This is a genomic window from Xanthomonas sp. NCPPB 3761 (assembly GCF_041475705.2).
GTDB classification, from domain to species: domain Bacteria; phylum Pseudomonadota; class Gammaproteobacteria; order Xanthomonadales; family Xanthomonadaceae; genus Xanthomonas; species Xanthomonas phaseoli.
The window spans coordinates 799,095-821,610 of sequence record NZ_CM191262.1 but is presented as its reverse complement, the minus strand read 5'-3'; the positions used below and the strand labels follow the sequence as shown (position 1 = coordinate 821,610).

The window sequence follows — 22,516 nt, the reverse complement described above, 5'->3', positions numbered from 1 at the left end:
AATGAAGAACTGCGATGCGCGTGGACAACACTCATCGATGACATACGCAATGAATCGTCGGCACAACGCCATTCTCAAACGTAGAAAGCCCCGGCGTGGCCGGGGCTTGCAGGATTAACTCAGGCCCATTGCATCAGCCGCTCAGCGACGTTCGCAGACGCGCTCGACCTGGCGATTGCCGTTGGCCTGCTGACGGTTGCCCTGGATGGTGCGGCCCGCCGCGCCACCGGCCGCTGCGCCTGCCACGGTCGCCAGCTTCTTGCCGTTACCGCCGCCAACCTGGTTGCCGAGCAGGCCACCGATTGCAGCGCCGGCCAGCGTACCGCCGATGCGGTTCGGGTCGGTCGAGTTCTTCTGCACTTCGACGTTGCGGCAGCGCACGCGGGTGCCGTCGTTGAACCTGCGACCTTCGTCCGCTTCCGTATAGCGCTGCTGATGCGCGTAGTTTTGCGCCTGTGCGAACGCGCTCGTCGCCATCAGGCCGATCAGGGACATACCCAGCAGGGAGGTGCGCATTTTCATCGTTGTTCTCCACGTTTCTCGCCCGCTCGGCGAGGCATGGGCGCACTCTGGCCGCTGGGTCGAGAACATAACGTGAAGCGCGCCGCCCGCTATTCAGGCTTTGGAGCGGAGCGTGAACCGCTCCGTCACGGCTGCGTGGCGGGCTCGGTTTGCGGCACCTTCGCCGGTGCCGGTGGGGGGTCCTGCGCTTCCACGGGCAATGGCGCAACCGGAGGCTGTGCAACCGTAGTGGGAGCCGCGGCAGGAGCTGCGGGCGTCGCGGCAGGCGTGGTGTTCGCGGCCGGAACCGCGGCGGCCGGCGCTACTGCTGGCGCAGGTGCGGGCGCAGGCGCAGGCGCTGCACTCACTGCAGCAGGTACCGCTTCGGTGACCTTGGGAAGATACGAATTCAGGCGTTCGAAAAAGCGCTTGTAGAAGGCCGCATCCTGCACCGTGGTACTGGACACACGCACCAGCGAATCGCCGCTGCTGCCGACTGGCAACGATAACGAGCCCAGCACGCCGACGCCCACGCTGGCCGAGGTGGAACTCTTCTTCAGCGCGTAACGGTCCTGCAACGCACTGACGAACACCTGCGCCTTGCCGCCGTCCTGGCTGGCGCAGGAAATGCGCAGGTTGAGTTGTTCGCTCTGGTCGGCTTCCTTGAGCTGGAAGTTCTTGCTGCCCTCCACCGCTGCGGCATCGGCGCGCGTGACGGCGTAGCCCTGACTCAACAGCACTCGCCGGGCCGCCTCGCAGGCTTGCGGCGAACTGGCCGCCACGCTGCGCGAATAGGTGTCGTCGGAATTGAACGACTCGCGCATCAGCATCGTGTCGCCCTTGCTGCCGCCGCAGCCGGCCAGGGTTGCCAATGCGCCGAGCAGTGCGCCGCGCGCGATCAGGGAAGAACAAGACATAGGAAGATTCCGGCATCCAAAACCGGCACAGAGCATAGCGGCAACCCATGTGCGCGCGGCGTCGGCTTGCCCGATCAGGGCAACGGCGGTTCATCCACTGGCAATTGCAGGTCTACCTGCAGACGGCGGCCATCGGCACCGATGCGCTCGGCGCGCAGGTAGTGGTGGGCGCGCACCACCGCCAGTGCCACCGGCGCGCGGCACGGTTCGCCCCACAGACTCAACGCGAAGCCCTGCTGCTGCAGCCAGAGGGTGAGGCGGTCCCACAGCGCTTGTTCGCCACGCAGCATCAGGTCCAGATCGGCCGGGCCCTGGGGCACCAGGGTCGGCGACGCCAGCCAGCGCGCGTAGCTGCCATGCACCACCACCGGCAGGCCCTGTGCCTGCACCGCCTGCAACAACTGCGCGGCCTGCTGCAGGTCCAGCCGGGCACGACAATGCTGAAAGATCAGCGCGTATTCGTGGCTGCGATTGCTCTGTGTCTCGGCATGCCCCAGCGCTGCGCCCGCACGCCGATAGCACAGCACCCGCTCCTCGCGCAGGGTGAACAGACTGGCCAGGATGCGGCCCAGATCCCAGGCCTGCGGAATCACGCGGCCGCCGACCACCACGTTCTGCACCATCGCCACGCCCACGCCGTCTGGCCGCATCTGCTTGCGCAGCGCATGGAAGACCGTGCGCATGCCGGTCAGGTAGCTGGCGTAATCGCTGCTCGCATAAAGCTGCCCAGGCAGCACGTCACCATGCCAGTGGCAGCCGAAATACGGCACGTTGGTCAGACACAGGTCGATCGGGGCCGCCGGCGCGATATCGGCCAGGCTGCCGACCACCACCGGGGCTTCCACCGCATGCCGCGCCAGACGCGTGCGTGCCAACTGCGCGCGTGCCGGATCGATTTCCATGCCATGCGCGTTGCGGCCTTCCAGCGCGGCCGCCAGCAAGGTGCTGCCAAAGCCGCAGAACGGGTCGAACACCTGCTCGCCCGGCCGGCTGAAATGGCGCACAAACGGGCGCATCTGATTGACCCAGCCACAATCGCGCGCGCCGAGCGGGTCGGCCGCGCGCAGATCGTCGGGCAGTGCCCAGGCGGCCTCGTCCGGGGCCGGCGTCCACCAGCTGCGCCGATCGAACTCATCCATTAGTGGGTTCCCACAGCACGTCGGCATCCGGGTCCCAACCCGCACACAGACGGCCGTTGGCGAAGAACACCAGCTTGTACAGATCGCCGGTCGCGTGGCGCGCATGCATCGCGGCGTAGTCGGCACTTTCGAACACCACCTGCAAGCCCGCCTGATCGCGCAGCCGCACATTCCAGAAGTAATAGCCTTCGGTGAGGCCATCGGGTTGCCAGCGCGACCACCAGGGCTGCTGCATGCACTGGTCCAGCAACGTGTCCACGCCGACGCGGTGTTCGTCGATGTAGCGCAGCGTGCCGTTGCTGCGATAGGCATCGTCCAACCGCGACAATTCCCGAAAGATCACCTGGCTGGCGCCGCAGCTGCGTGCCCACGCGATGTACTGCGCAATGGCGTCTGCATTGTCCACGCCACCGCGCTGCACGATGCAGACCAGTCGCAGCGGCAGCCGTGCTGCCAGCCGCCGTGCCGTCTGTACGAAGGTCGCCACATCGGCGATCGGCTCGTCAGGGCGGAAACGCATGATCGCGTCGTTGCGCTCCTGCAACGGATGGTGACGCGACAACTCGACCCACGACAGCCCGAACTCAACCAGCGCTTCGATCAAGCGCGCACCGTGCGCACGCGCCAGCCCGGCGCCATTGCTGTAAAGCACGCGCTGCTCGACGCGCGGGCCGTTGGGCGTGGTTGCCAGGGTCTGCAGCAAGGTCTGCAACCATGCCGCATCGTCGGTCATTTCCAGACCCGACAACGAATACGACAGCGGCACCTCGCGCAGCAGCTGCAAGACAGCGCTCAACTGCTGGAAATAGTCAGGCCCAGGTCGCAACGTCGCTGCCGCGCGACCGCCGCCGTGCTGCCGCAGATTTTCCGAACAGAACCCGCAGCGCGCCGAACAGGGCCGTACCGAGGCATAGGGGGTGAAGGTGATCGGCAACGCCGCGCGATAGGTGCGCGCGTCGATACGCAGCGCATGCCAGCGACTGGCCTCGTCCTGCAGCGGCACGCGCCGCTGCAGGTTGGGTGCTGCGGCGCGCAGACGCGTCAGCAGCGCCGAAGCAGGCAACAAGGAGATGTCGTCAATGGAAGCGTGCATGGCCAACCCTGCGCGCCGCGCGTCAGCGACGTGCCGCGTTGGCACGCGCGCGCACCTGCTCCAACGTCCACTCCTGTTGCGGCACACCGTTTTCCCACACCGTGACCAGCGCGTCTTCGCTGTCGGGGTAGGTGTGCACCTCATCGAGCAGAGCACTGCGGTAGCTGCCATCGTTGCGGTTGCGCAGCAAGGTCAGGCGGCCGCGCTTGCTCTGCTTGCCCTGGTCGGTGATCGGGTCCTTGTAGACATCGACCCACTGCCCGTCCACACGCACCGCCGAGCACTTCAACGCAAACTTTTGCGTGTCGCGGTCCACCTTCTGCAGCAACGCACCGCCCATCCCGAAGGCGACATTGTCGGCGGCATAGCCGGCGGCGGTGATGCGCTCCAGAATCGCGCGCAGCGAGGTGGGGTTGATGCCATCGCCCTGGATCACCCGTACGTGGTTGAGCACCTTGTAGCCCTTGCCATTGACCTGATGCCCGAACGCTTCGTCCAGCAACCGCAGGCACTGCTCGACCACGTCCACCGGGTCGCCCGAATCCGGACGAATCACCACCGTTGCGCCGGAGGCGATCACTTCCTCGCGCAAGGTGGTGCCCCAATGCTCGGCAATGGCGCGATAGATGTCGTAGCTGTCAGACACCACCGCCACGATCGAACCCGGGTGCGCGAACTGCTTTAGCATGTTGCGATACGCATCCACCTCACGCTCGCGGCCCCAGCTGGTGATGGTGCTGTGTTCGGCGGCGGGAATCGAATAACCGGCCACCGGCGTGTGGTAATGCGCACGCGCCAGCAGCAATGCCGACAAGGTGTCGGTGCCGAGAAAGTTCACCAGATGCGCGGCACCGCCCAATGCGGCCGAGCCAAGACTGGACACGCCGCGCGCGCCAAAATCATGCAGTTTGAAAGGCAGCTGCCCTTCCGGATCGTCGCTGGTACGCTCCAGGAAGTCGCGAACGGTCTGCTTGACCTGCCAGCTCACCGTGGCCACCGTCACCGGGTACCACACGCGCAGCAACAGGGTTTCCAGATACGACGGTACCCAGAACGCCTTGGCGTCGGTGGACTCGATGGTCATCAGCACGTTGTGCGTTGGCACCACCGCGCCCTCGGGCACCGCGCGGATGCGGATCGGCAACTGCCCCCCCAGCCGGTCGACGATATCGCGCCAGCCGGCTTCGTTGAACGGCTCTCCATGCGCCGCCAGCAAGTCTTTCGCATCGTCGATGTCGGCGTGCGTCACCGGGCGGTTGATCGCTTCCTTCAGGATCGACTGCAGGCCGAAGAACACGGTCTGCTCGTAAAGCCCACCGCGCGATTCGACATAGAAGAACGACGCATCGGTGCCGGGCGGATATTGCAGCCAGTGGCTGGCCTTGTAGCTATCGGTATTGAGCAGCAGGTTATCGAGGTAATGCATGACGGAAGCTCCTTCGCGTCGAATGAACCGGCGGTCTGTCCGCCGGCGGGAGGTCATGGTTCAAGCGGTCACGGCATGTGCGGCCTGTTGGCATCGCGGCAGCAGGTCGTCGTTTGCGCGTTAGCCACGGCCCAGGAAGAATTCAAGAATATGCAGGTGGTCTTCGTACAGGCGCGGGCCCATCGCCATCACTTCGGCGATCGGAATCCAGCGCGCCTTGTCGGCATCGTCGCCACCGCGCACCGCAGGCAATTCACCGGCCGGAAACTCGAAATGGAACGCATGGGTAATGGTGCGTCCGCGCTGACTGCGCTCGGGATGATCGAACACCTGCTTGCCACGCAACGAGCCCTTGAGCACCGGCACCGGCAGCTTGAGCCGGGTTTCCTCGCGCAACTCGCGCAGGCAGCAATCCAGCAGCCCTTCCTCCTGGCCGACGAAACCGCCGGGCAAGGCCCACAACCCCTTGCCCGGTTCGGCGCGACGGCGCACCAGCAGCACGTGCCCCGAATGCACCACCACCGCATCGGTCGTGACGAATGTCGGCGGATATGGCGCGTCTTTCCACGCAGCGCGGTATTGCTCGATGAAGCGGTATTCGGCCACCAGCTGCGCGTAGCTGGGCGAGTTGCGCCGGAATGCTTCCAGCATGTCGTAGACGGGCGCCGGCACATTGCCGCGCAGCATCAACAGGCCGCCGTGGAAGCCGATATCGCCGGCTTCGAACAGATAGCGGCGCAATTCGGTGGCCGACAGCGTCGCGGTATGTTGCACGTCTTCCAGCGGCCACTGCGGAAACTCACGCAGGTAGTAGCTGCTGGCATCCTTGTCCATGCCGATCAGGCCGATGTTCGCATCCAGCGTGCCGCCATCGGCGTGCACCGCTTCGGCAACCTGTCGCTGCACTTCGGCAATCCACAGGCTTTCGTTGTAGAGATGATCGCGTAGCGGGCGCACGATCAGCCGCGCCGTTTCGTCCGGCAACGCAGATTCGATCATCACCGCACGTTCGGCGACGGTCCAAGGATTGCGGATGGTGCGGGGCGTGTCGGCCGAGCCGATCAGCACGATGAGCTTTTTCGCCTTGCCCAGCGCGTGGCGGGCGACGGCAGCGTGGCCGTTATGAAAGGGCTCGAAACGCCCGATAAACACGAGATAGTCGTACGGTGTTGCCATGAGAATCCCTCACGGTTGAGTGGTGAGCTGGCGGTCTATCCGCCGGCCTGGTGCAAATGCTACGCCGATGCACGATGGCGTCAAGCGGCCGATCGTCTACGCGTCATTGTTCGGCGCCGTGACGCAGCGGTCATCATCTCTGGCTAGACTCGGCGCTCTTGCTTCCTCAAGGAATTTCCCTGCATGCCACGCTCCATCGCGCAGGTGCTGCGCCGCCTTCTCGCCCTCGCTGCACTGTTGTGTCTCGCCTTACCTGCGCTGGCCGTCACGCCGGCTGCGCCACTGCGGGTCATGTCGTTCAACGTGCGCGTGCCGGCCGATACCGATGGCGACAAACGCTGGCAAGTGCGTCGCGCGGCCATGGTCGCGTTGATCAAACAGACGCATCCGGACGTGTTTGGCACGCAGGAACTGGTGAGCGAACAGGCGGCCTTCCTGGCCGAACAGTTGCCCGACTACCGCTGGTTCGGCCAGGGCCGGCGCGGCGATGACAGCGACGAGCACATGGGCGTGTTCTACGACGCGCGTGTATTGAAGGTGGTGGAGTCGGGCAACTTCTGGCTGTCGGACACGCCCGAACGCCCCGGCAGCATCACCTGGGGCAATGTACTGCCACGCATGGCCACCTGGGCGCTGTTCGAGCGCATCAGCGACAAACGCCGCTTTTATCTGTTCAACACGCACTTTCCGTATCGCGATGAGGACGAGCCCGCCCGCGAGCGCAGCGCGCGCCTGATCCTGTCGCGCATCGCACAGTTGCCCGCCGCTATCCCGGTGGTGCTGACCGGCGACTTCAACAGCGATCCGGACACGATCACCTACCCCACGCTCACCGCAGTGCTTCGCGATGCGCGTGCACAGGCCAGCAAGCGCAGCGGGCCGGAAAACACCTTCCAGGATTTCACCACGCACCCGACCCGGCGCATTGACTGGATCCTGTATCGCGGATTGCGTCCTTCCCGCTTCGCAACCCTGGATGATCGTCCAGGCGGCATCCTGCCGTCAGACCATTATCCGGTGATGGCCGAGTTCGACTGGCCACGCTGAGGACAAGCGCGTGCAAGAGCAGTAGCAGTAGCGGGCGCGCACGCCGGCCGTGACAAAGCCACCCGGTGCATGCAGCGCCGCGGCGATCAAGCCGGATGAATCCCGGCGTTCGCTGCGCTGGCGTGCAGCCATTCCAGCAAGGCCTGCAAGGTGGCCGAAGGGCGGTCGCGCCAGATGATGGAGAGCTCGCGCCGCGCCCAGGTTTCCTCCAGCGGCACCGCCGCCAGCTGCTGCCTGACACTGGAGCAGGCCAGCGCCGCGTGCGGCACGATGGCCACGCCCACGCCGCGTGCCAGCATGCGGCACAGCGTTTCGATACCCGGCACGCGCGCGCGGATGCGCAGCTGCACGCCGGCACGGGCCAGATGCGTCCGCAGGTGGCGCTGCAAGGCGTTGTCGGCCGATAACGCCAGCAACTGCATCGGCGCGATATCGGCCAGGCGCAGGCTGTCTGCGCCGGCAAGCCGATGGCTGGCGGCCACCGCGACCACCAGGCGATCCTGCCGAAACGGACGCCACTGCAGGCCGGTGAAGTCGGCATGCCCTGCCACCACGGCCAGGTCCGCACGTTCGTCGCGCACGGCATCGGCAGCCTCCTCGCTGCCCCATTCAGCCAGGGTCAGGTCCACCCGTGGGTGGGCCAGCAAGAAATCCGCAACGCACTCGGGCAGCCATTCGGACAGTGCGGCGGTGTTCGCGGCCAATCGCAGGGTGACCTGTCCACCAAGTCCGTAATCGCCAAGCTCGCTGCGCATGGCCTGTTCCTGCCGTGCCAGCACCCGTGCATGCCGCAGCAGGACCTGGCCGGCGGCGGTCAGCGTCACGCCTCGCCGGCCGCGCTCGAACAGGGCCGCGCCGACCTGCAGCTCCAGCGCGCGAACACGCGCACTGGTGGCCGCCAGCGATAGCGCCACGCGGTCGGCGCCGGCGGTGATGCTGCAGGTGTCTGCCACCGCAACAAAGATCCGCAAGTCGATGAATTCCACCTGCATCTGCATCTCCAGCCTTCGGCGTGGCCGAAGTCTGCCTCAAACAAAGACAGCTTGCCGGACACCGCTGCCGCATCGATCCTGCGTCCCATGAAAGAAGACGTTTCGCAATTGATTATGGTTGCCGCGGTATTCCTGCTGGCCGGCGCGGTCAAAGGCGTGGCCGGCATGGGGCTGCCCACCGTGGCGATGGGTTTGCTGGGGCTGTGGCTGCCGCCCAGCCAGGCCGCCGCGCTGTTGGTGCTGCCTTCGTTGGTGACGAATCTGCAGCAGGCCTGGGGGCCCGCTGCGACCGTGCTGTTGCGGCGCCTGTGGCCGGTGCTGGCCATGGTGGTGGCGGGCACGTGGTTGAGCGCCGGGTTGATGATTGGCGGTCATCCGCGCTACCTGCGCGGCGCGCTGGGGGTCCTGTTGGTTGCCTACGCCCTACTGGGGCTTGCCCGCCGGCAGTGGACCCTGCCGCCACGTCACGAGCGCTGGGGCAGCCCGCTGATCGGCCTGGTCGGTGGCCTGCTCAACGGTGCCACCGGCGTGCTGGTTCTCCCGGTGGTGCCGTACCTGTCTGCACTGGGCCTGCCACGCGAGGTGTTGATCCGCGCACTGGCCGCGTGCTTCGGTACGGCAACGCTTGCGCTGGCGACGGCGCTGGTCTGGCGCGGCGGCGTGCCGCTTTCGGCTGGCCTGCCATCGTTGCTGGCGCTACTGCCCACCGCGCTGGGAGTGTGGGCCGGCACGAAGCTGCGACGCCGCATCTCTGCCGAAGCATTCCGTCGGATATTTTTCGGCACCTTGCTGTTGCTCGGCCTGCAGGCCTGCTGGCAGGCGATCGCCTGAGACACTGCCAGCGGCAACGGTGCTGCCTAAATGAAAACGCCACCGGCAAGCGGTGGCGCTCATGCAGTGAATCGGCAACCCGGCTCAGTCTGCCCAACGTCCCGGTGCAGTCGACTTCGGCAGCACCTGGGCCGACAACGGCTTGTCCTGCGACAGCAAGCCCAGCGCATCGGCCAGGATCGCCGCCGACTCATGCAGCAGCGGATCCGGACGCTTTTCGGCGGCCTTTTCGCGTGCCGTGTCCTTGACGATGTCGCGCTCGTTGCCGGTCAGGCCGTCGTCGCTGTCTTCGGCAAGCGGATCCAGCGGCAGGCCGAGTTGCTTGCGAATCTGCTGGCGGTTCTTGCGCTGCTGATCCTGCTTCTGTCGCTCGGCAACGCGCTCGGCCTCATTCAACGAAATGTACTTCTTGGCCTTTTCGTCGCGGAACTGCTTGACGTCTTCTTCCCACCACTGGAATTCCTTGTCGGTGGCGACGCGCGCAGTGTGCAGGGACTGCAACTTGGGCAGCAACGGTGCGAAATTGCCGTACTGGGTATGCGGCGCAGCGGCGATGCGCGTCCACGGCAATGCATTGTCGTAGGTACTCTCACCGAACTCGGTGGCATCCACGCTGGCCGGGAAGGCGATATCCGGCACCACACCCTTGTGCTGGGTGCTGGAGCCGCTGACGCGGAAGAACTGCGCGATCGTCAGCTTGACCTGCCCATACCGCTGCCCTTCGGCAGCCGGCCAGCGATCCAGGTCGACGATGTTCTGCACGGTGCCCTTGCCGAAGCTGGTTTCACCGATCACCAGCCCACGCCCGTAATCCTGGATCGCACCGGCAAAGATCTCCGATGCCGACGCCGAGCCGCGATTGATCAAGACGGCCAGCGGGCCGTCCCAGGCAACCTTGGGGTCGCTGTCGCCATTGACGGTGACGCGGCCGCCGGATTCGCGTACCTGCACCACCGGGCCCTGTTCGATGAACAAGCCGGTCAGTTCGATCGCCTCGTCGAGCGAACCACCGCCGTTGTTGCGCAGATCAAGCACCACGCCATCGACCTTGTCGGTCTTGAAGCCGGCCAGCAGCTTGGCAACGTCGCGCGTGGCCGAGGCATAGTCGGCTGCATTGCGGCGACGGCCCTCGAAATCCTGGTAGAAGCCCGGCAACTTGATGATGCCGATGCGGCGCTGCGGTTCGCTGCCGGTGGCCGGCAAGGTGATGGTTTCGCCCTTGGCAGCCTGTTCGGCCAGACGCACCTTCTGACGGGTCAGGGTCACCGTGCGGTGCTTGCCATCGATGCCCGACTCGGCCGGGATGTACTCCAGGCGCACCTGGGTGTCCTTGCTGCCGCGGATCTTGGCCACCACGTCATCGATGCGCCAGCCGATCACATCTTCGATCGCGCCATTCTTGGCCTGCCCAACGCCGACGATGCGATCGCCCGGCTTGAGCGTGCCATCGACCGCCGCTGGACCGCCCGGGATCACCTCGCGGATCACCACCATGTCGTCCTGCTTCTGCAGCTGTGCGCCAATGCCTTCCAGCGACAGCGACATCTGCTGGTTGAACGTTTCGGCAGTGCGCGGGGTGAAGTAGTCGGTGTGCGGGTCGACGGCATTGGTATAGGCGTTGACGAAGAACTGGAACACGTCTTCGCCCTTGAGCTGCTTGACCGAATCGGCCAGTGCCACATACCGCTTGTCCAGCGTCTTGCGGATGTCGTCGGGCTTCTTGCCGGCCAGCTTCAGGCGCAGCCAATCGTTCATCACCGACTGGCGCCACAGCACGTCCAACTGCTTGTCGTCTGCAGCCCACGGCACGTCCTTGCGGTCGTATTCGAACTTGTCGTTCCCGCTGAAATCGAAGTCCTGCTTGAGCAGGTCGCGCGCATACTTGACGCGTTGATCGACACGCTTCTTGTAGACCGAGAACACCTGGAACGCCGGCTCAAGGTTGCCACCGCGCAACGCATCGCCCACACCGGCCTGGAGCGGCGCGAAACTGTCGATATCGGCCTGGGTGAAGAACTGTTTGCCGCCATCCAGCGTTTCCAGGTAGCGCTTGAACACGTCCTTGGACATCGCCTCGTCCAACGTGCGCGGCCGGTAGGCATAGCGGCTGTCGGAGAGCAGGCCGTAGACGAGTTTGGTGGCCGTCGCTTGGTCGGGCGTGGCAGCGGCGGGCAGCGCGGTATCGGCGCGTGCGAGCAAGGCCATCGGAGTGGTCAACACCAGCGCCAGCAGGCCGGCCTTCATGCACGAAGAAACGTTGTAGGTCATCGAATGGCTCTCGGCACGAGGCCGACGAAAGAAGGGCGGTGAACGGATCAGACAGCATGACAGTGCCGAAAGTTGCTGGCGTTGTCATCCGCTGGCTGAATCAGCCTAGCGCCGGGCCCGTAGCAGATTGTGAACGAGACCGTACCTTGCGGCTGCGCGCCGCATGGACCAGAGGCGAGACAGCCCCGCGCGATGCAAGGGGCTGTCGTTGCTGGGCACTGCGATGTGGCCGGCGGTAGCACGCCGCGACTGCTCGGTCAGTGGTCTACCGGCAACATGCGGGACCGGCCTGCATCGAACAGACCCGCGACGCGGGGCAGACTCCAGCATCGATCGCGCACCCGGCGCGGCAGCCGCCGATCGCCTGTTGCCGACTCAGGCGGCGACGCCTGCGCCCGCAGCCTGCCGATCGGCGTGATACGACGAACGCACCATCGGGCCGGAGGCGACATGACTGAAGCCCAGCGCGTTGCCATAGTCTTCCAGCGCCTTGTATTCCTCCGGCGTCCAGTAACGCATCACCGGATGATGGTGCGGCGTCGGCTGCAGATACTGGCCGATGGTGATCATGTCCACGTCGTGTGCGCGCAAGTCGCGTAGCGTGGCCTGCACCTGCTCCATCGTCTCGCCCAGGCCCAGCATGATGCCGGACTTGGTGGCGATGGAAGGATGCTGCGCCTTGAACCGCTGCAACAGCGTCAGCGACCACTGGTAGTCCGCACCGGGGCGCACGTTCGGGTACAGGTCCGGCACGGTTTCGATGTTGTGGTTGAACACGTCCGGCGGGCTCAGCGCCAGGATCTCCAGCGCGCGGTCCATGCGGCCCTTGCCGCGGAAATCCGGGGTCAGGATTTCGATACGCGTGTTGGGCGAACTGGCCCGGATCGCCGAAATGCAGTCGACGAAATGCTGCGCGCCACCATCGCGTAGATCGTCGCGGTCCACGCTGGTCACCACCACGTACTTCAGGCCCATGTCGGCCACGGTGGCGGCCAGGCTGGCCGGTTCGCTCGCGTCCGGCGGCTTGGGCCGGCCGTGTGCCACGTCGCAGAACGAACAGCGCCGCGTGCACACCTCGCCCAGGATCATGAAGGTCGCGGTGCCGTGGCTGAAGCATTCGTGGATGTTGGGGCAGCTGGCTTCTTCGCACACCGTGACCAGGCGGTTTTCGCGCAGCTTGGCCTTGAGGTTCTGTACCGCATTGCCGGAGGGAATCCGCACCCGGATCCACGACGGCTTGCGCAGCACCGGCGCATCGACGAACTGCACCGGCGAGCGGTTGATCTTGTCGCCACCGATTTGCTTGACGCCGGTCTGCAGCGGCGCAGGCGCGGCGGTGTCGCCGGAGACGACCTGCAAGGGAATGGAACGGGCGATAGGCTGGGTCATGACGATACGGGGCGCTCAGGCCGGAAGCGAAAGGTCGGGCAATGCGGAAACGGGCTGCAGCACGAGGCCGAACTGGCGCGCCAGCTGGTCGAGCAGCACCGCCTTGACGGCGTCCATCCCGGAGGGGCCGCCCAAGTCTAGCACCGAGGTCACCTGCAGGCCCTGGTAGCCACACGGGTTGATGCGGTGGAACGGTTCCAGGTCCATGTCCACGTTGAACGACAACCCGTGGAAGGTGCAGCCACGCCGCACGCGGATCCCGAGCGCGGCGATCTTGGCCCCGCCCACATACACCCCGGGGGCACCGTCGCGGCGCTCGGCCGCGATGTTCCACTCATCCAGCGTATCGATCAGCGCCTGCTCGATCTTGCAGACGTAATCGCGCACGCCGATCTTCAGCCGGCGCAGATCCAGCAACGGGTAAACGACCAACTGGCCGGGACCGTGATACGTGACCTGCCCGCCGCGATCGACCTGCAGCACCGGAATCTCGCCCGGGGCCAGCACATGCTCGGGCTTGCCGGCCTGACCCAGCGTAAACACCGGCGCATGCTCGACCACCCAGACCTCATCGGCCGTATGCTCATCACGCGCATCGGTGAAACGCTGCATTGCACGCCACACGGGCGCGTAGTCTTGCTGGCCGAGGTCGCGCAATTGCGCAGCCAAGCCAGCCAGGGAGCTGCCCACAGGCTCGGCCGCTACAGCGTCCACTTCACTTCCGGATGATCGCGTAGCGCCTGATGTGCGGCCTCGAACTGCTCGCGGCTTTCGGCACGGAAGCCAATCTTGACCGAAACATATTTTCCGCTGGAAGAATGCTTCCAGCTCACGCTCTCTTGCAGCAGTTCCACGCCGGTGGTGGCAAGCAGACGCGGAAGCTCGGTTTCCAGCCCACGCTCGGCCGTGCCCATGGCGCTGAGCTCGAAGGTGCCGGGAAACTGAAAGCCGTGGTCGGGGTTGTCGGTGCTGATATCCATCGCCCCATTATCGGGCCGGCGATGGGCAAACCCAAGCCTCTGCAACCGACCAACACGCTTGGCTTGTCTGTAGTGCCGCCATTCAAGCGGCGCCAAACCTTCCGAAAATGTGACGCAACTACGCTGCTGAACCGAACGCAGCCATGGATGGTTGGCAGCGCGGGCGCAAGCCGAAGCGGCAGAGGCTGCAATGGCGACCACACACTTCACACGGCGCAACAGAAGACGCAGGCATTTTTCCGATTCCAGCTCACCTCCCCAGGCCTTCCATGCTCCGACCGCGCGCGTTGTCTGCTGCCTTGCTGCTTTCTCTTTCCGGGCTGTCGTTGCCGGCCCTGGCGGCGGATCAGTGCGATTCCAGCCGTCTTGGGCGCACGCCGCCTGCGGTGAACTTCCGTGTCGATAACGACTTGTTCGGCGGTGAAGATCAGGACCAGGGATATTCCAACGGTGCGGTGCTGACGCTGGTGTCGCCCAACCTGGTCGATTACACCGACGACCCATGCCTGCCGCGGACTGCGCGGTGGGTCAACAGCTATCTGGAGCGGCTGCACCCGGGCGAGTTCGACCAGCAGAACATGGTGTTCTCGATCGGCCAGGCGATCTTCACTCCGACCGATTACACCCGCCGCGACGTCATCCCGGACGACCGCCCGTATGCCGGCATCCTGCTGGCGAGCTTCGGCTACAACGCGCGTAACGATGCACATCTGCGCACCACGCAGCTGCAGGTCGGCGTTGTCGGCCCGTGGGCGCTTGCGAAGGAAGCACAGGATGCGATCCACGATGCGCTCGGCGACGAGAAATTCCAGGGCTGGGACAACCAGCTGCACAACGAGCCGCTGATCAACCTGGTGCACGAGCGCATGCATCGCTGGCCGGCCGATGCCGGCGGCGAGGCCCGCTTTGGCTGGAAGCTGCCGGACGACTTCGGCAGCACCCCGACCCGCCCCGCGGGCGAAAACACCGCCCCCAGCCGGCTCGGGCGCGCCAGCGGTTGGTCCGGCCACCTGTTCGTCACCACCGATGCGCGCTGGGTGATCCGCGACATCACCCTGGACGGCAACACCTTCCGCAACAGCCACAGCGTGGACAAGCGCCCGTTCGTCGGCGATGTGGGCTACGGCCTGGCGGTGATGTACGGCCGCTGGAAATTCGCCCTCGCCCGCTACCACCGCACCCGCGAATTCGACACCCAGCGCGAAACGCCGGTGTATGGCAGTTTTACGATCAGTCGGATGCTTTGAGGGGTGGGATTGGGGAGTCGGGATTGGGGATTCGTGGGAGCGGACTACTGGCGATTCGATGCTGCTCTGGCATTTGCCAATCCCGAATGCCCAATCCCCAATCCCAGCAAAGAAAAAGCCGGCTTTCGCCGGCTTTTTCTTTGGATCACTCCGATTCCCACCACATCCAGAACGCGTCCCAGAGGCGCTTGAAGAATCCGCCCTCTTCGACGGCGTTGATGGCGACCAGCGGGGCCTGCGCGATGACCTTGCCGTCCAGGCTGACCTTCACGGTGCCGACCTGTTGGCCCTGCTTGATCGGTGCCTGCAGGTTCTTGGGCACTTCCATGCTGGGCTTGAGGTCGTTGTAGCGGCCGCGCTGCAGGCTGACCAGCAGCGGCTGTGCCACGCCGAGCTGCACTTCGTCCTGCTGGCCCTTCCAGACCTTCTGCTTGGTGACGACCTTGCCGGGCGCGTACAGGCTGTGGGTTTCGAAGAAGCGGAAGCCCCAGTTGAGCAGCGCCAGGCTATCGGTGGCGCGCTGTTCTTCGGAGCTGTCGCCCATGACCACGGCGATCAGGCGCTGATCGCCGCGCTTGGCCGAGCTCAGCAGGCAGTAGCCGGCTTCGGAGGTGTGACCGGTCTTGATGCCGTCCACCGCCGGATCGCGCCACAGCAGCCGGTTACGGTTGCTCTGCTTGATGCTGCCGACCTGGAATTCCTTGATTTTGTTGTAGGCGTAGGTCTCCGGGTAATCGCGCACCATCGCGCGGCCCAGCAGGGCCAGGTCGTAGGCGGTGGAGTGATGCCCTTCGGCGCTCAGTCCGTGCGCGTTGACGAAGTACGAATCCTTCATGCCGATCTTGGCGGCGTAGCTGTTCATCAGCGAGGCGAAGGCTTCTTCGCTGCCGGCCACGTGCTCGGCCAGCGCGATGGCGGCATCGTTGCCGGACTGGATCGCCATGCCCTTTTCCATGTCTTCCAGGCGCGCGGTCTGGTTGACCGGGAAGCCGCTGTAGCTGCCGTCGGTGCCGGCGCCGCCTTCGCGCCAGGCGCGTTCGCTCATCATGACCTGATCGTCGCGCTTGACCTTGCCGTTCTTGATCTCGGCGGCGACCACGTAAGAGGTCATCACCTTGGTGATGCTGGCCGGCGCCAGTTGCTGGTGGATGTTCTCACCGGCCAGCACCTGCCCGGTGGCGTAGTCCATCAGGATCCAGGACTTGGACACGGCCGGGGCGGGCGCCGGCGGCACCGGCAAGGCGGCCGGGGCGGCAGCCACGGCAGGAGTCGGCTGCGGCGCAGGTGTCTGGGCGCAGACCAGGCCGAAGGCGAACGTGGCCACGGCAGCGGCGGCGAAGCGGAATTTCATTGAAGAACGACTCCTGACGGGCCCGAAAGCTGGGCAAAGCGAAATTGTAAGGCGCCACGGCGATCAGGGCGACGCGTTGCAAGATGCGAGCGCTTGCACAGTTCAGCGATGGCGCCATGCGCGTGGCGCCTGCGGCGCGCTGCCGGAGGCGCCACCCACAGCTTCGGCGTCGCTTGGAGCGACCTTGGAACAGGCGACTGTGGCGCTGAGCGGTTGGCTGGATGCAACAGCGATGGGTCTCGAAGTGCACCAGGGGCGTATCAATTCCGGCCGTGGCCGCGCCCGCACTGTGGAGAGGCAATGTCTGCCAACCAATCTGGCGCGTCCCAGCTGTTCCATGACAGCCGACGCAGCAAGCGCGAGCGCCTGCTGCGCCGTGGCTGATGGGCTAATGCAGTCACCGGCGCGCTGGCGTTCAAGCAAGATGACCTAGGTGGCTGGCGCGCCAGTGACGCATGCGCTCGCGCGTCATTGGCCGACGCAGTCACCGACTCGCCCGCCGTTAATTGGCCACGATCTGCGGGCGACCGAAGCCAAGACCGGCGATGCGCTGGGCAATCTCCGAGGCATTTGCGTGGTCGCGTGCATTCACGCGTAGCCGCCACAGCGTGCGCCCGCCACTGACGATGTCGCTGACGCTGGCGCCGGCAATCCCCGCCGAGGCCAGTTGCGACAGTGCGCGGTTGGCGTTTTCGCGGCTGGCGAAACTGGCGACCTGCAGCAGGATGTCGCCGAGCGCAGCTTCGGCCACGCTGGGTGCCTTGGCGGGCGCTGGCTCGGCCTTGAGCGGGCGCGAGGCAGTGTTTTCGGACGGCTTGACCGCCGCAACCGCCACGGGCGGCGCCGCGGCGGGTACGACGGCAGACGCTGAAGCGGCCGGGCGCGGGGCCGCAGCAGCCGGCTTGCCTGTTGCCACGCGCACGCCCTGCGCTTTCATCCAGGCATCGAAGTTGTCGGCATTGCCAGGCTGGCGCGAATCGGCGACGCGGTAGCGCCAACGCTCGCCGGCCGCAATGACCGGCGCACCGGCAGTGGATGCAGCGGCAGGTGTGGCAACCGCAGTGCCGGCAGCGGTCGCCGCGGCACGCGGCGGCACGGTGCGGGCGGGCAGACGCTGCACCAGGCCATCGATCTGACTGGCGGCGGCAGCCGGCCGCGCCGTGGCAACGGCGGTAGTCACCGCTGCCTGGCCACTGCGGCGCTTGGCGAGCAGGTTGCCGTTGTCGGCTTCGGTCAGGCCGCGGACTTCGACATTGCCGGTGCCCTTGCCGGTGATGCCCAACTTCACCGCGGCGGCGTAGCTCAGATCGATCACACGGCCGTCGTGGAATGGGCCGCGGTCGTTGACGCGCACCACCACCGACTGGCCGGTGTCGGTGTTGGTCACCAGCGCAAAGCTGGGCAGCGGCAAGGTCTTGTGCGCGGCGGTGAAGGCGTACATGTCGTAGACCTCCTTGTTGGAGGTCAGCCGGCCGTGGAACTTGTTGCCGTAGTACGAGGCGGTGCCGCGTTCGACATAGTCGCCGGGGTTGTCCATCACCACGTAGCGCTTGCCCAGCACTTCGTAAGGCGAACGATTGCCCACCGCCGAGCGCGGCTCGTTGGTGACCAACGGCTCGGGGATGCAGGCCACATTGGGCACATGATCGGGCGTGGAGTCTTTCACGCCGGGCTTGTACAAGCCGCCAGCGGTGTAATCGCCACGCGTGGATGGGTCTTCCTTGGCGGGCGCATACGGCGAGGTGGACGGGCAGCCGGTGGCGACATACGCCGGACCCTTGCCTTCGACCTTCACACCCTTGATCGCGCCGCTGCCGGTGCCGCCGGCAGTCTTCTTCGGTGCACTGCTACAGGCCGCCAGGCCGAGCATCAGCGCCATCGGGATCAGCCACTTGGGGCCTGCAATGCTGTTCATGCCGGGGGTAACTCCTTGCCGGCGATGGCCTCGGACAGCTGGAACACGGCCATCGCATACATCTTGGAAATGTTGTACCGGGTGATCGCGTAGAAGTTCTGGAAGCCCAGCCAGTACTGCTTGCCGTTGGCGTCATCCAGGCTGATCGGGGTGGCGGTGCTGCCGGCCACCACCGGTGCGCTCGGGTGATAGCCGCGTGCCGACAGGTCGGACAGCGTGTACACCGGCGACCAGTCGGTCGGGTTGAATTCTTCGTGCCCGGCGGCCAGCGTGGCCGGAACCGCGACCTGCCCGCCGCGCACCCAGCCGCCCTTCTTGACGAAGTAATTGGCGATCGAGGCGAACACGTCGTTGTAGTCGGTGAACAGATTGCGCTTGCCGTCGGCATCGCAATCCACGCCGAACTGGCGATAGCTGGACGGCATGAACTGGCCCATGCCCATCGCACCGGCATAGCTGCCGATCAGGGTGGTGACGTCGAGTTGCTCTTCCTTGGCGAGCGCGAACAACTGGCCGAGCTCATCGCGGAAAAACAGTTCGCGGCGCACTTCGCGTTCGAGCTTGGCCGGGTCGCCGCTGCGCGGATAGCGGAACGCCAGCGTGTACAGCGCGTCCAGCACGCGGTATTTGCCGGCGTTGCTGCCGTAGCTGGTTTCCACGCCGATGATGGCGACGATCACCTGTGCCGGCACACCGGTGGCGGCTTCGACCTTGCTCAGCTCGGCACGGTGTTCGGCCAGGAACTTGCGGCCGCCATCAATGCGCGCCTGGGTGATGAACATGGGCCGGTATTCGTTCCACGGCTTGACCCGTTCTGCCGGGCGCGACATCGCGGTAACGATGGCGTCCTTGAACTGCGCCTGCGCCAGGGTCGCCTCGATCTGCGCGGCATCGATGCCGTACCTGGCCGAGGTGTCGCGCACGAAGTTGGCGCGGGCGATCTCGAACGGCACCGGGGTCAGGTCCACTGGCGGAAGCGCGGGCGCCTCGGCGGCAGCGCTGGCCGGCGTGGCTGACGCGACTGGCGCAATCGGCGGCTTGGCCGGCGGCGCGCTGGCAGCCGGTGGCGGGGGCGGAGGGCTGGGCTGGGTCGCGCAGGCGACAAGGCCGAGGGTGAGCAGGCAGGTCAGGGTGCGTCGAATCATCGGCCGAGGGTAACAGACATCAGATGAACTTCTGGCAATAAGGCCATGAAACGCAAAGACTTTGGATCAAGTCAAGGGGTGTTGCAGCAAATTCGGGATTCGGGATTCGGGATTCGGGAATCGGGATTCGGGATTCGGGAATCGGGAATCGGGAATGGGGAATGGGGAATGGGGAATGGGGAATGGGGAGTGGGGAGTGGGGAGTGGGATGAGTCGAGAATAGAAACGGAGTTTTACGTTTAGGGTTGAGGCTGCACCCCGAGGCAAACTTGGGAAGTTGCTGTGGGCCAAGGCCAAGACCGGGTCGTATGGTTTGGCTAGGCCGATGCCGGGCCGTGGGATTGGCTCTGGCTGGCTGATGGGCATAACCCTGGAACGGCAACTCGTCAGCGCGGTCGTCGCCTGCGCTCGTCCAGGTCAGGCAGCGACGGCTCGTCTCACGCATGCTAATCGTGCAACTGCATGGCAGCTGCGCATGCGGCGTGGATTGCGGAAGACGCGTTCGCAACTGCGCCACCTCGGCGGGTGCAGCGCTGTGCGGTAGCCGCCGGTCCGACGCGGCCGTTGGAGGGCCGCGCCGGTCTCACAGTGCCGGGAAACCGGGAGCGCCCGAGCAGGCAGGGATCGCGCCACTGACCTGTACCGGGCCGGTGGTGACTCCGGTGCCGGTCGGTGTCAGCGCGCTGTTGCTGAGCCCGATCTGTGCATTGCTGGCGGTCACCGTCACCGAGGTGCTTCCGATGGCCACATTGGCCAGCACCAGATCCAGCGGTGTCTGCGCATCGTAGCCGCGCAGGATCCATCCCTTGCCGCCGGCGTCGTTGGCGCTGCGCAATCCATCCACGACGATGGCGCTGAAGGTCGGCGTGGTACCGCTGCTGCCGCTGGCATAGAACGGATTGATCACCACCGGGCTGGTCACCCCGTACAGGCAGGTGTTGCGATAAGTCACCTGGCTGACCGGCCCGCCCTTGACGATGCTGGTCTTGATGCGCAGGCCATTGTTGTCGGTGCTGCGGTTACCTGCATCGTCGGTGGACACCAGCGCATTGTTGTCCACCAGCACGTTGCTGACGCCGGACATCACTTCGCTGCCGATCGAGATGCCATGCGTGCCATAGCAGCGGCTGTTGCGCACGGTGATGTTGGCCGACCTGGAGGCAATGGTCTTGATCGCCACGCAGTCGTCGCCCCCCATCACATCGCTGTCGTGGATGGTGGCGTTGACCACGCTGTCCAGATCCAGGCCGTCGGTGTTGGGGCTGCTGGCGGGCGATTTCACCCGCACGCCCCAGACGGTGAGGCCATTGACGATATGCGAGAAGAAATGGAAGTACGGCGCATTGATCAGGTTGACGTCATAGAGCGTGAAATCGCTGGAATTCTGCACCTTGATCAGGTCCGGGCTGTTCTGCACCTGGTTGGCCTTTTTGGCGTTTTCGCCGAACTCCCACCAGGTGGTGCTCTTGCCCAGCATGGTCTGATCGCCGCGCCCATCGATGGTGCCCTGACGCCCGCCGGTGCGGATGCCCATCACGCCTGCATTGTTGCCCTTGACGCTGATCAACGGCAGGCAAGCCCCGCTCTTGGAACCGGCAATGCCGCAACCGCTGCCGTAGTCGGCCGGGTTGCGCGAGCCGTACAAGGTGACGCCCTGGTCGATGACCAGGGTGACGTTGGCCGGGATGGACAACGGCCCGGTCAGAAACGCGTTGCCGCTGCCGCTGGTCAACAGCACGCTCCCATTCTTGCAGGCGTTGAGCGCGGCCTGGATGGCCTTGGTATCAGGCGGCGCGCTTTCCAGCGCGGCGTCGAATTGCCGCCCGGCCGGCGTCTGGCTGGCCTTCAAGGACGGCTGGCAAGTGGCGGGAATCGCCGGTTGCGCGACCGCGCGCGTATCGCCGGTAGCAAACGTAACGGCGCCGGCTTGCGCACAGAGCGATAGACAGACAACGCCGATGGCGGCGGTTAGCAGTTTCATGGAAGAGATCACCCGAAAAAGGAATGGCACGCGCTTGTTCAGGCGACTCGGTGCAGCCGCCAACGCTGCAATGCAGTGGCTGACTCTACGGAGCACTGTCCGTGCACGCAGAGCGCGCGCGAACCCGGCGCCACACGAACGAAGCAAGCCTACGCCGGTGTATCGGCGTTGCAATGCACTGCGCAAAAACGCGACGCGATTGAAAGCGTGTCAGCGTTTGACATGCGAGTGTCGCATCGATCGCCGTTGCGACATTGCATGCGCGCAAAGAAATGCGCGGGAACGGCACTGACGCAGCGAAGCGGCACACTCTCACGTCTGTATCCGTGCACCGGCCAGTGCGTCTTTACGGCCGTCATCACGTCCAAGCCGGGCACCTGCCGGCATCCTCATTAACCTTTCAAGTTTGGAGGCATAAACAGCGAGACGCGACAGGCAGCGGGATCCAGACATCCACACAACGCACTGCGAAGACGACCTGCGTCAACCATCTCCCCCACCATCTCCGTTTGAAACTGGGGACGTAGCGTGTTGCTGGGAGCGCGCAGCAAGTGTCATCACTGGGCCTGTCGGGTTCTTGTCGATTTCTTCGCGCTCGCGCTGGAATTGCACCATCTCCTGCGCCCTTTGTTGATCCATTGCCTCCGTCTTCTGCAAGGTCTCATTGATGCTAGGCGATGGCGTGTTGAGCGCGGTTTCCGAGTGGAACCCGGGCGTTTTGCCAAAGACGAACGCGACATCGTCTTGGATGATCACTTTGCGGATTCATCCGCACGCTCGATCCCTGACTCTTTGACGGCATGGAGCATTTCGGCCGTTTTCTCATCGGAAGTGCCTTTCGGAAGTTGTGCCTGGATGGCAGAGAACAACGCGTAATCCCGATGATTAGAGGGAAACGCCTGCTGAGCGGCATCTTGGGAGGGTCTCGCTTGCTCGACCCGATCCTTCTCGTGTTCGTGCGCATTCGAGCGGGCGGTTGCACCACCAAAGCTAGGCCAAGACGCAGAGATAGCGGCTTGACGCTCAGGCAAGACGATCTGTGCCGGCACTTCGCTCAGCGTTGGCGTTGGCATTGCCGGCGACGACGCCTGCATCGCCTCTTGCTGTTCTGCCTGAAA

Annotated in this window: 18 protein-coding genes and 1 pseudogene; 3 read left to right on the top strand and 16 right to left on the bottom strand. The window is 65.2% G+C overall.

Features of this window, described 5'->3' with window-relative positions; all coding sequences use genetic code 11:
* Positions 1-141: 141 nt before the first annotated feature.
* From ACCQ00_RS03575 to ACCQ00_RS03550, 6 genes are all read right to left on the bottom strand, one after another.
* Positions 142-522: a glycine zipper 2TM domain-containing protein gene (locus ACCQ00_RS03575; protein ID WP_039573232.1), complete on the bottom strand. Its 381-nt coding sequence runs from the start codon at positions 520-522 to the stop codon at positions 142-144.
* A 125-nt stretch (positions 523-647) separates the two neighbouring features.
* Positions 648-1,418, bottom strand: a complete 771-nt coding sequence (locus tag ACCQ00_RS03570; RefSeq protein WP_039573229.1) for a DUF2242 domain-containing protein — start codon at positions 1,416-1,418, stop codon at positions 648-650.
* Positions 1,419-1,492: 74 nt separating this feature from the next.
* Positions 1,493-2,557, bottom strand: a complete 1,065-nt coding sequence (locus ACCQ00_RS03565; protein ID WP_039573227.1) for a DNA methyltransferase — start codon at positions 2,555-2,557, stop codon at positions 1,493-1,495.
* A complete protein-coding gene (locus ACCQ00_RS03560) occupies positions 2,550-3,650 on the bottom strand; it encodes a hypothetical protein (protein ID WP_039573225.1) in 1,101 nt (366 codons plus the stop codon). The genes ACCQ00_RS03565 and ACCQ00_RS03560 overlap by 8 nt, the downstream gene beginning before the upstream one ends.
* A 22-nt stretch (positions 3,651-3,672) precedes the next feature.
* Positions 3,673-5,076, bottom strand: a complete 1,404-nt coding sequence (locus tag ACCQ00_RS03555; protein ID WP_039573222.1) for a nicotinate phosphoribosyltransferase — start codon at positions 5,074-5,076, stop codon at positions 3,673-3,675.
* Between the two features lie 120 nt (positions 5,077-5,196).
* On the bottom strand, positions 5,197-6,252 hold the full coding sequence (locus tag ACCQ00_RS03550) for a bifunctional nicotinamide-nucleotide adenylyltransferase/Nudix hydroxylase (RefSeq protein ID WP_017155347.1): 1,056 nt from the start codon (positions 6,250-6,252) through the stop codon (positions 5,197-5,199).
* 183 nt (positions 6,253-6,435) lie between these two features.
* On the opposite strand from ACCQ00_RS03550, the gene ACCQ00_RS03545 reads away from it, so the two are divergent.
* Positions 6,436-7,299 (top strand): endonuclease/exonuclease/phosphatase family protein, encoded by an 864-nt coding sequence (locus ACCQ00_RS03545; protein WP_039573221.1) that lies wholly within the window; start codon positions 6,436-6,438, stop codon positions 7,297-7,299.
* Positions 7,300-7,385: 86 nt separating this feature from the next.
* On the opposite strand, the gene ACCQ00_RS03540 is transcribed toward ACCQ00_RS03545, so the two are convergent.
* Positions 7,386-8,291, bottom strand: a complete 906-nt coding sequence (locus ACCQ00_RS03540) for a LysR substrate-binding domain-containing protein (protein WP_080949205.1) — start codon at positions 8,289-8,291, stop codon at positions 7,386-7,388.
* An 87-nt stretch (positions 8,292-8,378) separates the two neighbouring features.
* Between ACCQ00_RS03540 and ACCQ00_RS03535 the strand changes: the two genes are divergently transcribed.
* Entirely contained in the window at positions 8,379-9,122 is a 744-nt protein-coding gene (locus ACCQ00_RS03535; protein ID WP_039573350.1) for a sulfite exporter TauE/SafE family protein, read from the top strand.
* A gap of 84 nt (positions 9,123-9,206) precedes the next feature.
* Here the strand turns inward: ACCQ00_RS03535 and ACCQ00_RS03530 are convergent, their stop codons facing one another.
* The 4 genes from ACCQ00_RS03530 to ACCQ00_RS03515 form a co-directional block, all read right to left on the bottom strand.
* A complete protein-coding gene (locus ACCQ00_RS03530; RefSeq protein WP_180301586.1) occupies positions 9,207-11,366 on the bottom strand; it encodes a carboxy terminal-processing peptidase in 2,160 nt (719 codons plus the stop codon).
* Positions 11,367-11,765: 399 nt separating this feature from the next.
* Entirely contained in the window at positions 11,766-12,779 is a 1,014-nt protein-coding gene (gene lipA / locus ACCQ00_RS03525) for a lipoyl synthase (RefSeq protein WP_008577899.1), read from the bottom strand.
* Positions 12,780-12,794: 15 nt separating this feature from the next.
* On the bottom strand, positions 12,795-13,493 hold the full coding sequence (gene lipB, locus ACCQ00_RS03520) for a lipoyl(octanoyl) transferase LipB (RefSeq protein ID WP_039573214.1): 699 nt from the start codon (positions 13,491-13,493) through the stop codon (positions 12,795-12,797).
* Complete coding sequence (locus ACCQ00_RS03515) at positions 13,481-13,759, bottom strand: YbeD family protein (protein WP_039573211.1); 279 nt, start codon at positions 13,757-13,759, stop codon at positions 13,481-13,483. Before ACCQ00_RS03515 ends, lipB begins: the two co-directional genes overlap by 13 nt.
* A 269-nt stretch (positions 13,760-14,028) precedes the next feature.
* Here ACCQ00_RS03515 and ACCQ00_RS03510 point away from each other — a divergent pair, with 269 nt between their 5' ends.
* A complete protein-coding gene (locus tag ACCQ00_RS03510; RefSeq protein ID WP_372354065.1) occupies positions 14,029-15,006 on the top strand; it encodes a lipid A deacylase LpxR family protein in 978 nt (325 codons plus the stop codon).
* Positions 15,007-15,151: 145 nt separating this feature from the next.
* Here the strand turns inward: ACCQ00_RS03510 and ACCQ00_RS03505 are convergent, their stop codons facing one another.
* The 5 genes and pseudogenes from ACCQ00_RS03505 to ACCQ00_RS03485 form a co-directional block, all read right to left on the bottom strand.
* Complete coding sequence (locus ACCQ00_RS03505; protein ID WP_017155354.1) at positions 15,152-16,357, bottom strand: D-alanyl-D-alanine carboxypeptidase family protein; 1,206 nt, start codon at positions 16,355-16,357, stop codon at positions 15,152-15,154.
* 502 nt (positions 16,358-16,859) lie between these two features.
* A complete protein-coding gene (locus ACCQ00_RS03500) occupies positions 16,860-18,272 on the bottom strand; it encodes a septal ring lytic transglycosylase RlpA family protein (RefSeq protein ID WP_039573206.1) in 1,413 nt (470 codons plus the stop codon).
* The gene (gene mltB, locus ACCQ00_RS03495) at positions 18,269-19,417 is read right to left on the bottom strand and encodes a lytic murein transglycosylase B (RefSeq protein ID WP_099770664.1); all 1,149 of its coding nucleotides are present in this window, start codon (positions 19,415-19,417) and stop codon (positions 18,269-18,271) included. The genes ACCQ00_RS03500 and mltB overlap by 4 nt, the downstream gene beginning before the upstream one ends.
* Positions 19,418-20,000: 583 nt before the next feature.
* Positions 20,001-21,398, bottom strand: a complete 1,398-nt coding sequence (locus ACCQ00_RS03490) for a glycoside hydrolase family 28 protein (protein ID WP_039571164.1) — start codon at positions 21,396-21,398, stop codon at positions 20,001-20,003.
* Positions 21,399-21,881: 483 nt separating this feature from the next.
* Positions 21,882-22,492 (bottom strand): annotated as a pseudogene (locus tag ACCQ00_RS03485) (hypothetical protein).
* Positions 22,493-22,516: the final 24 nt, after the last annotated feature.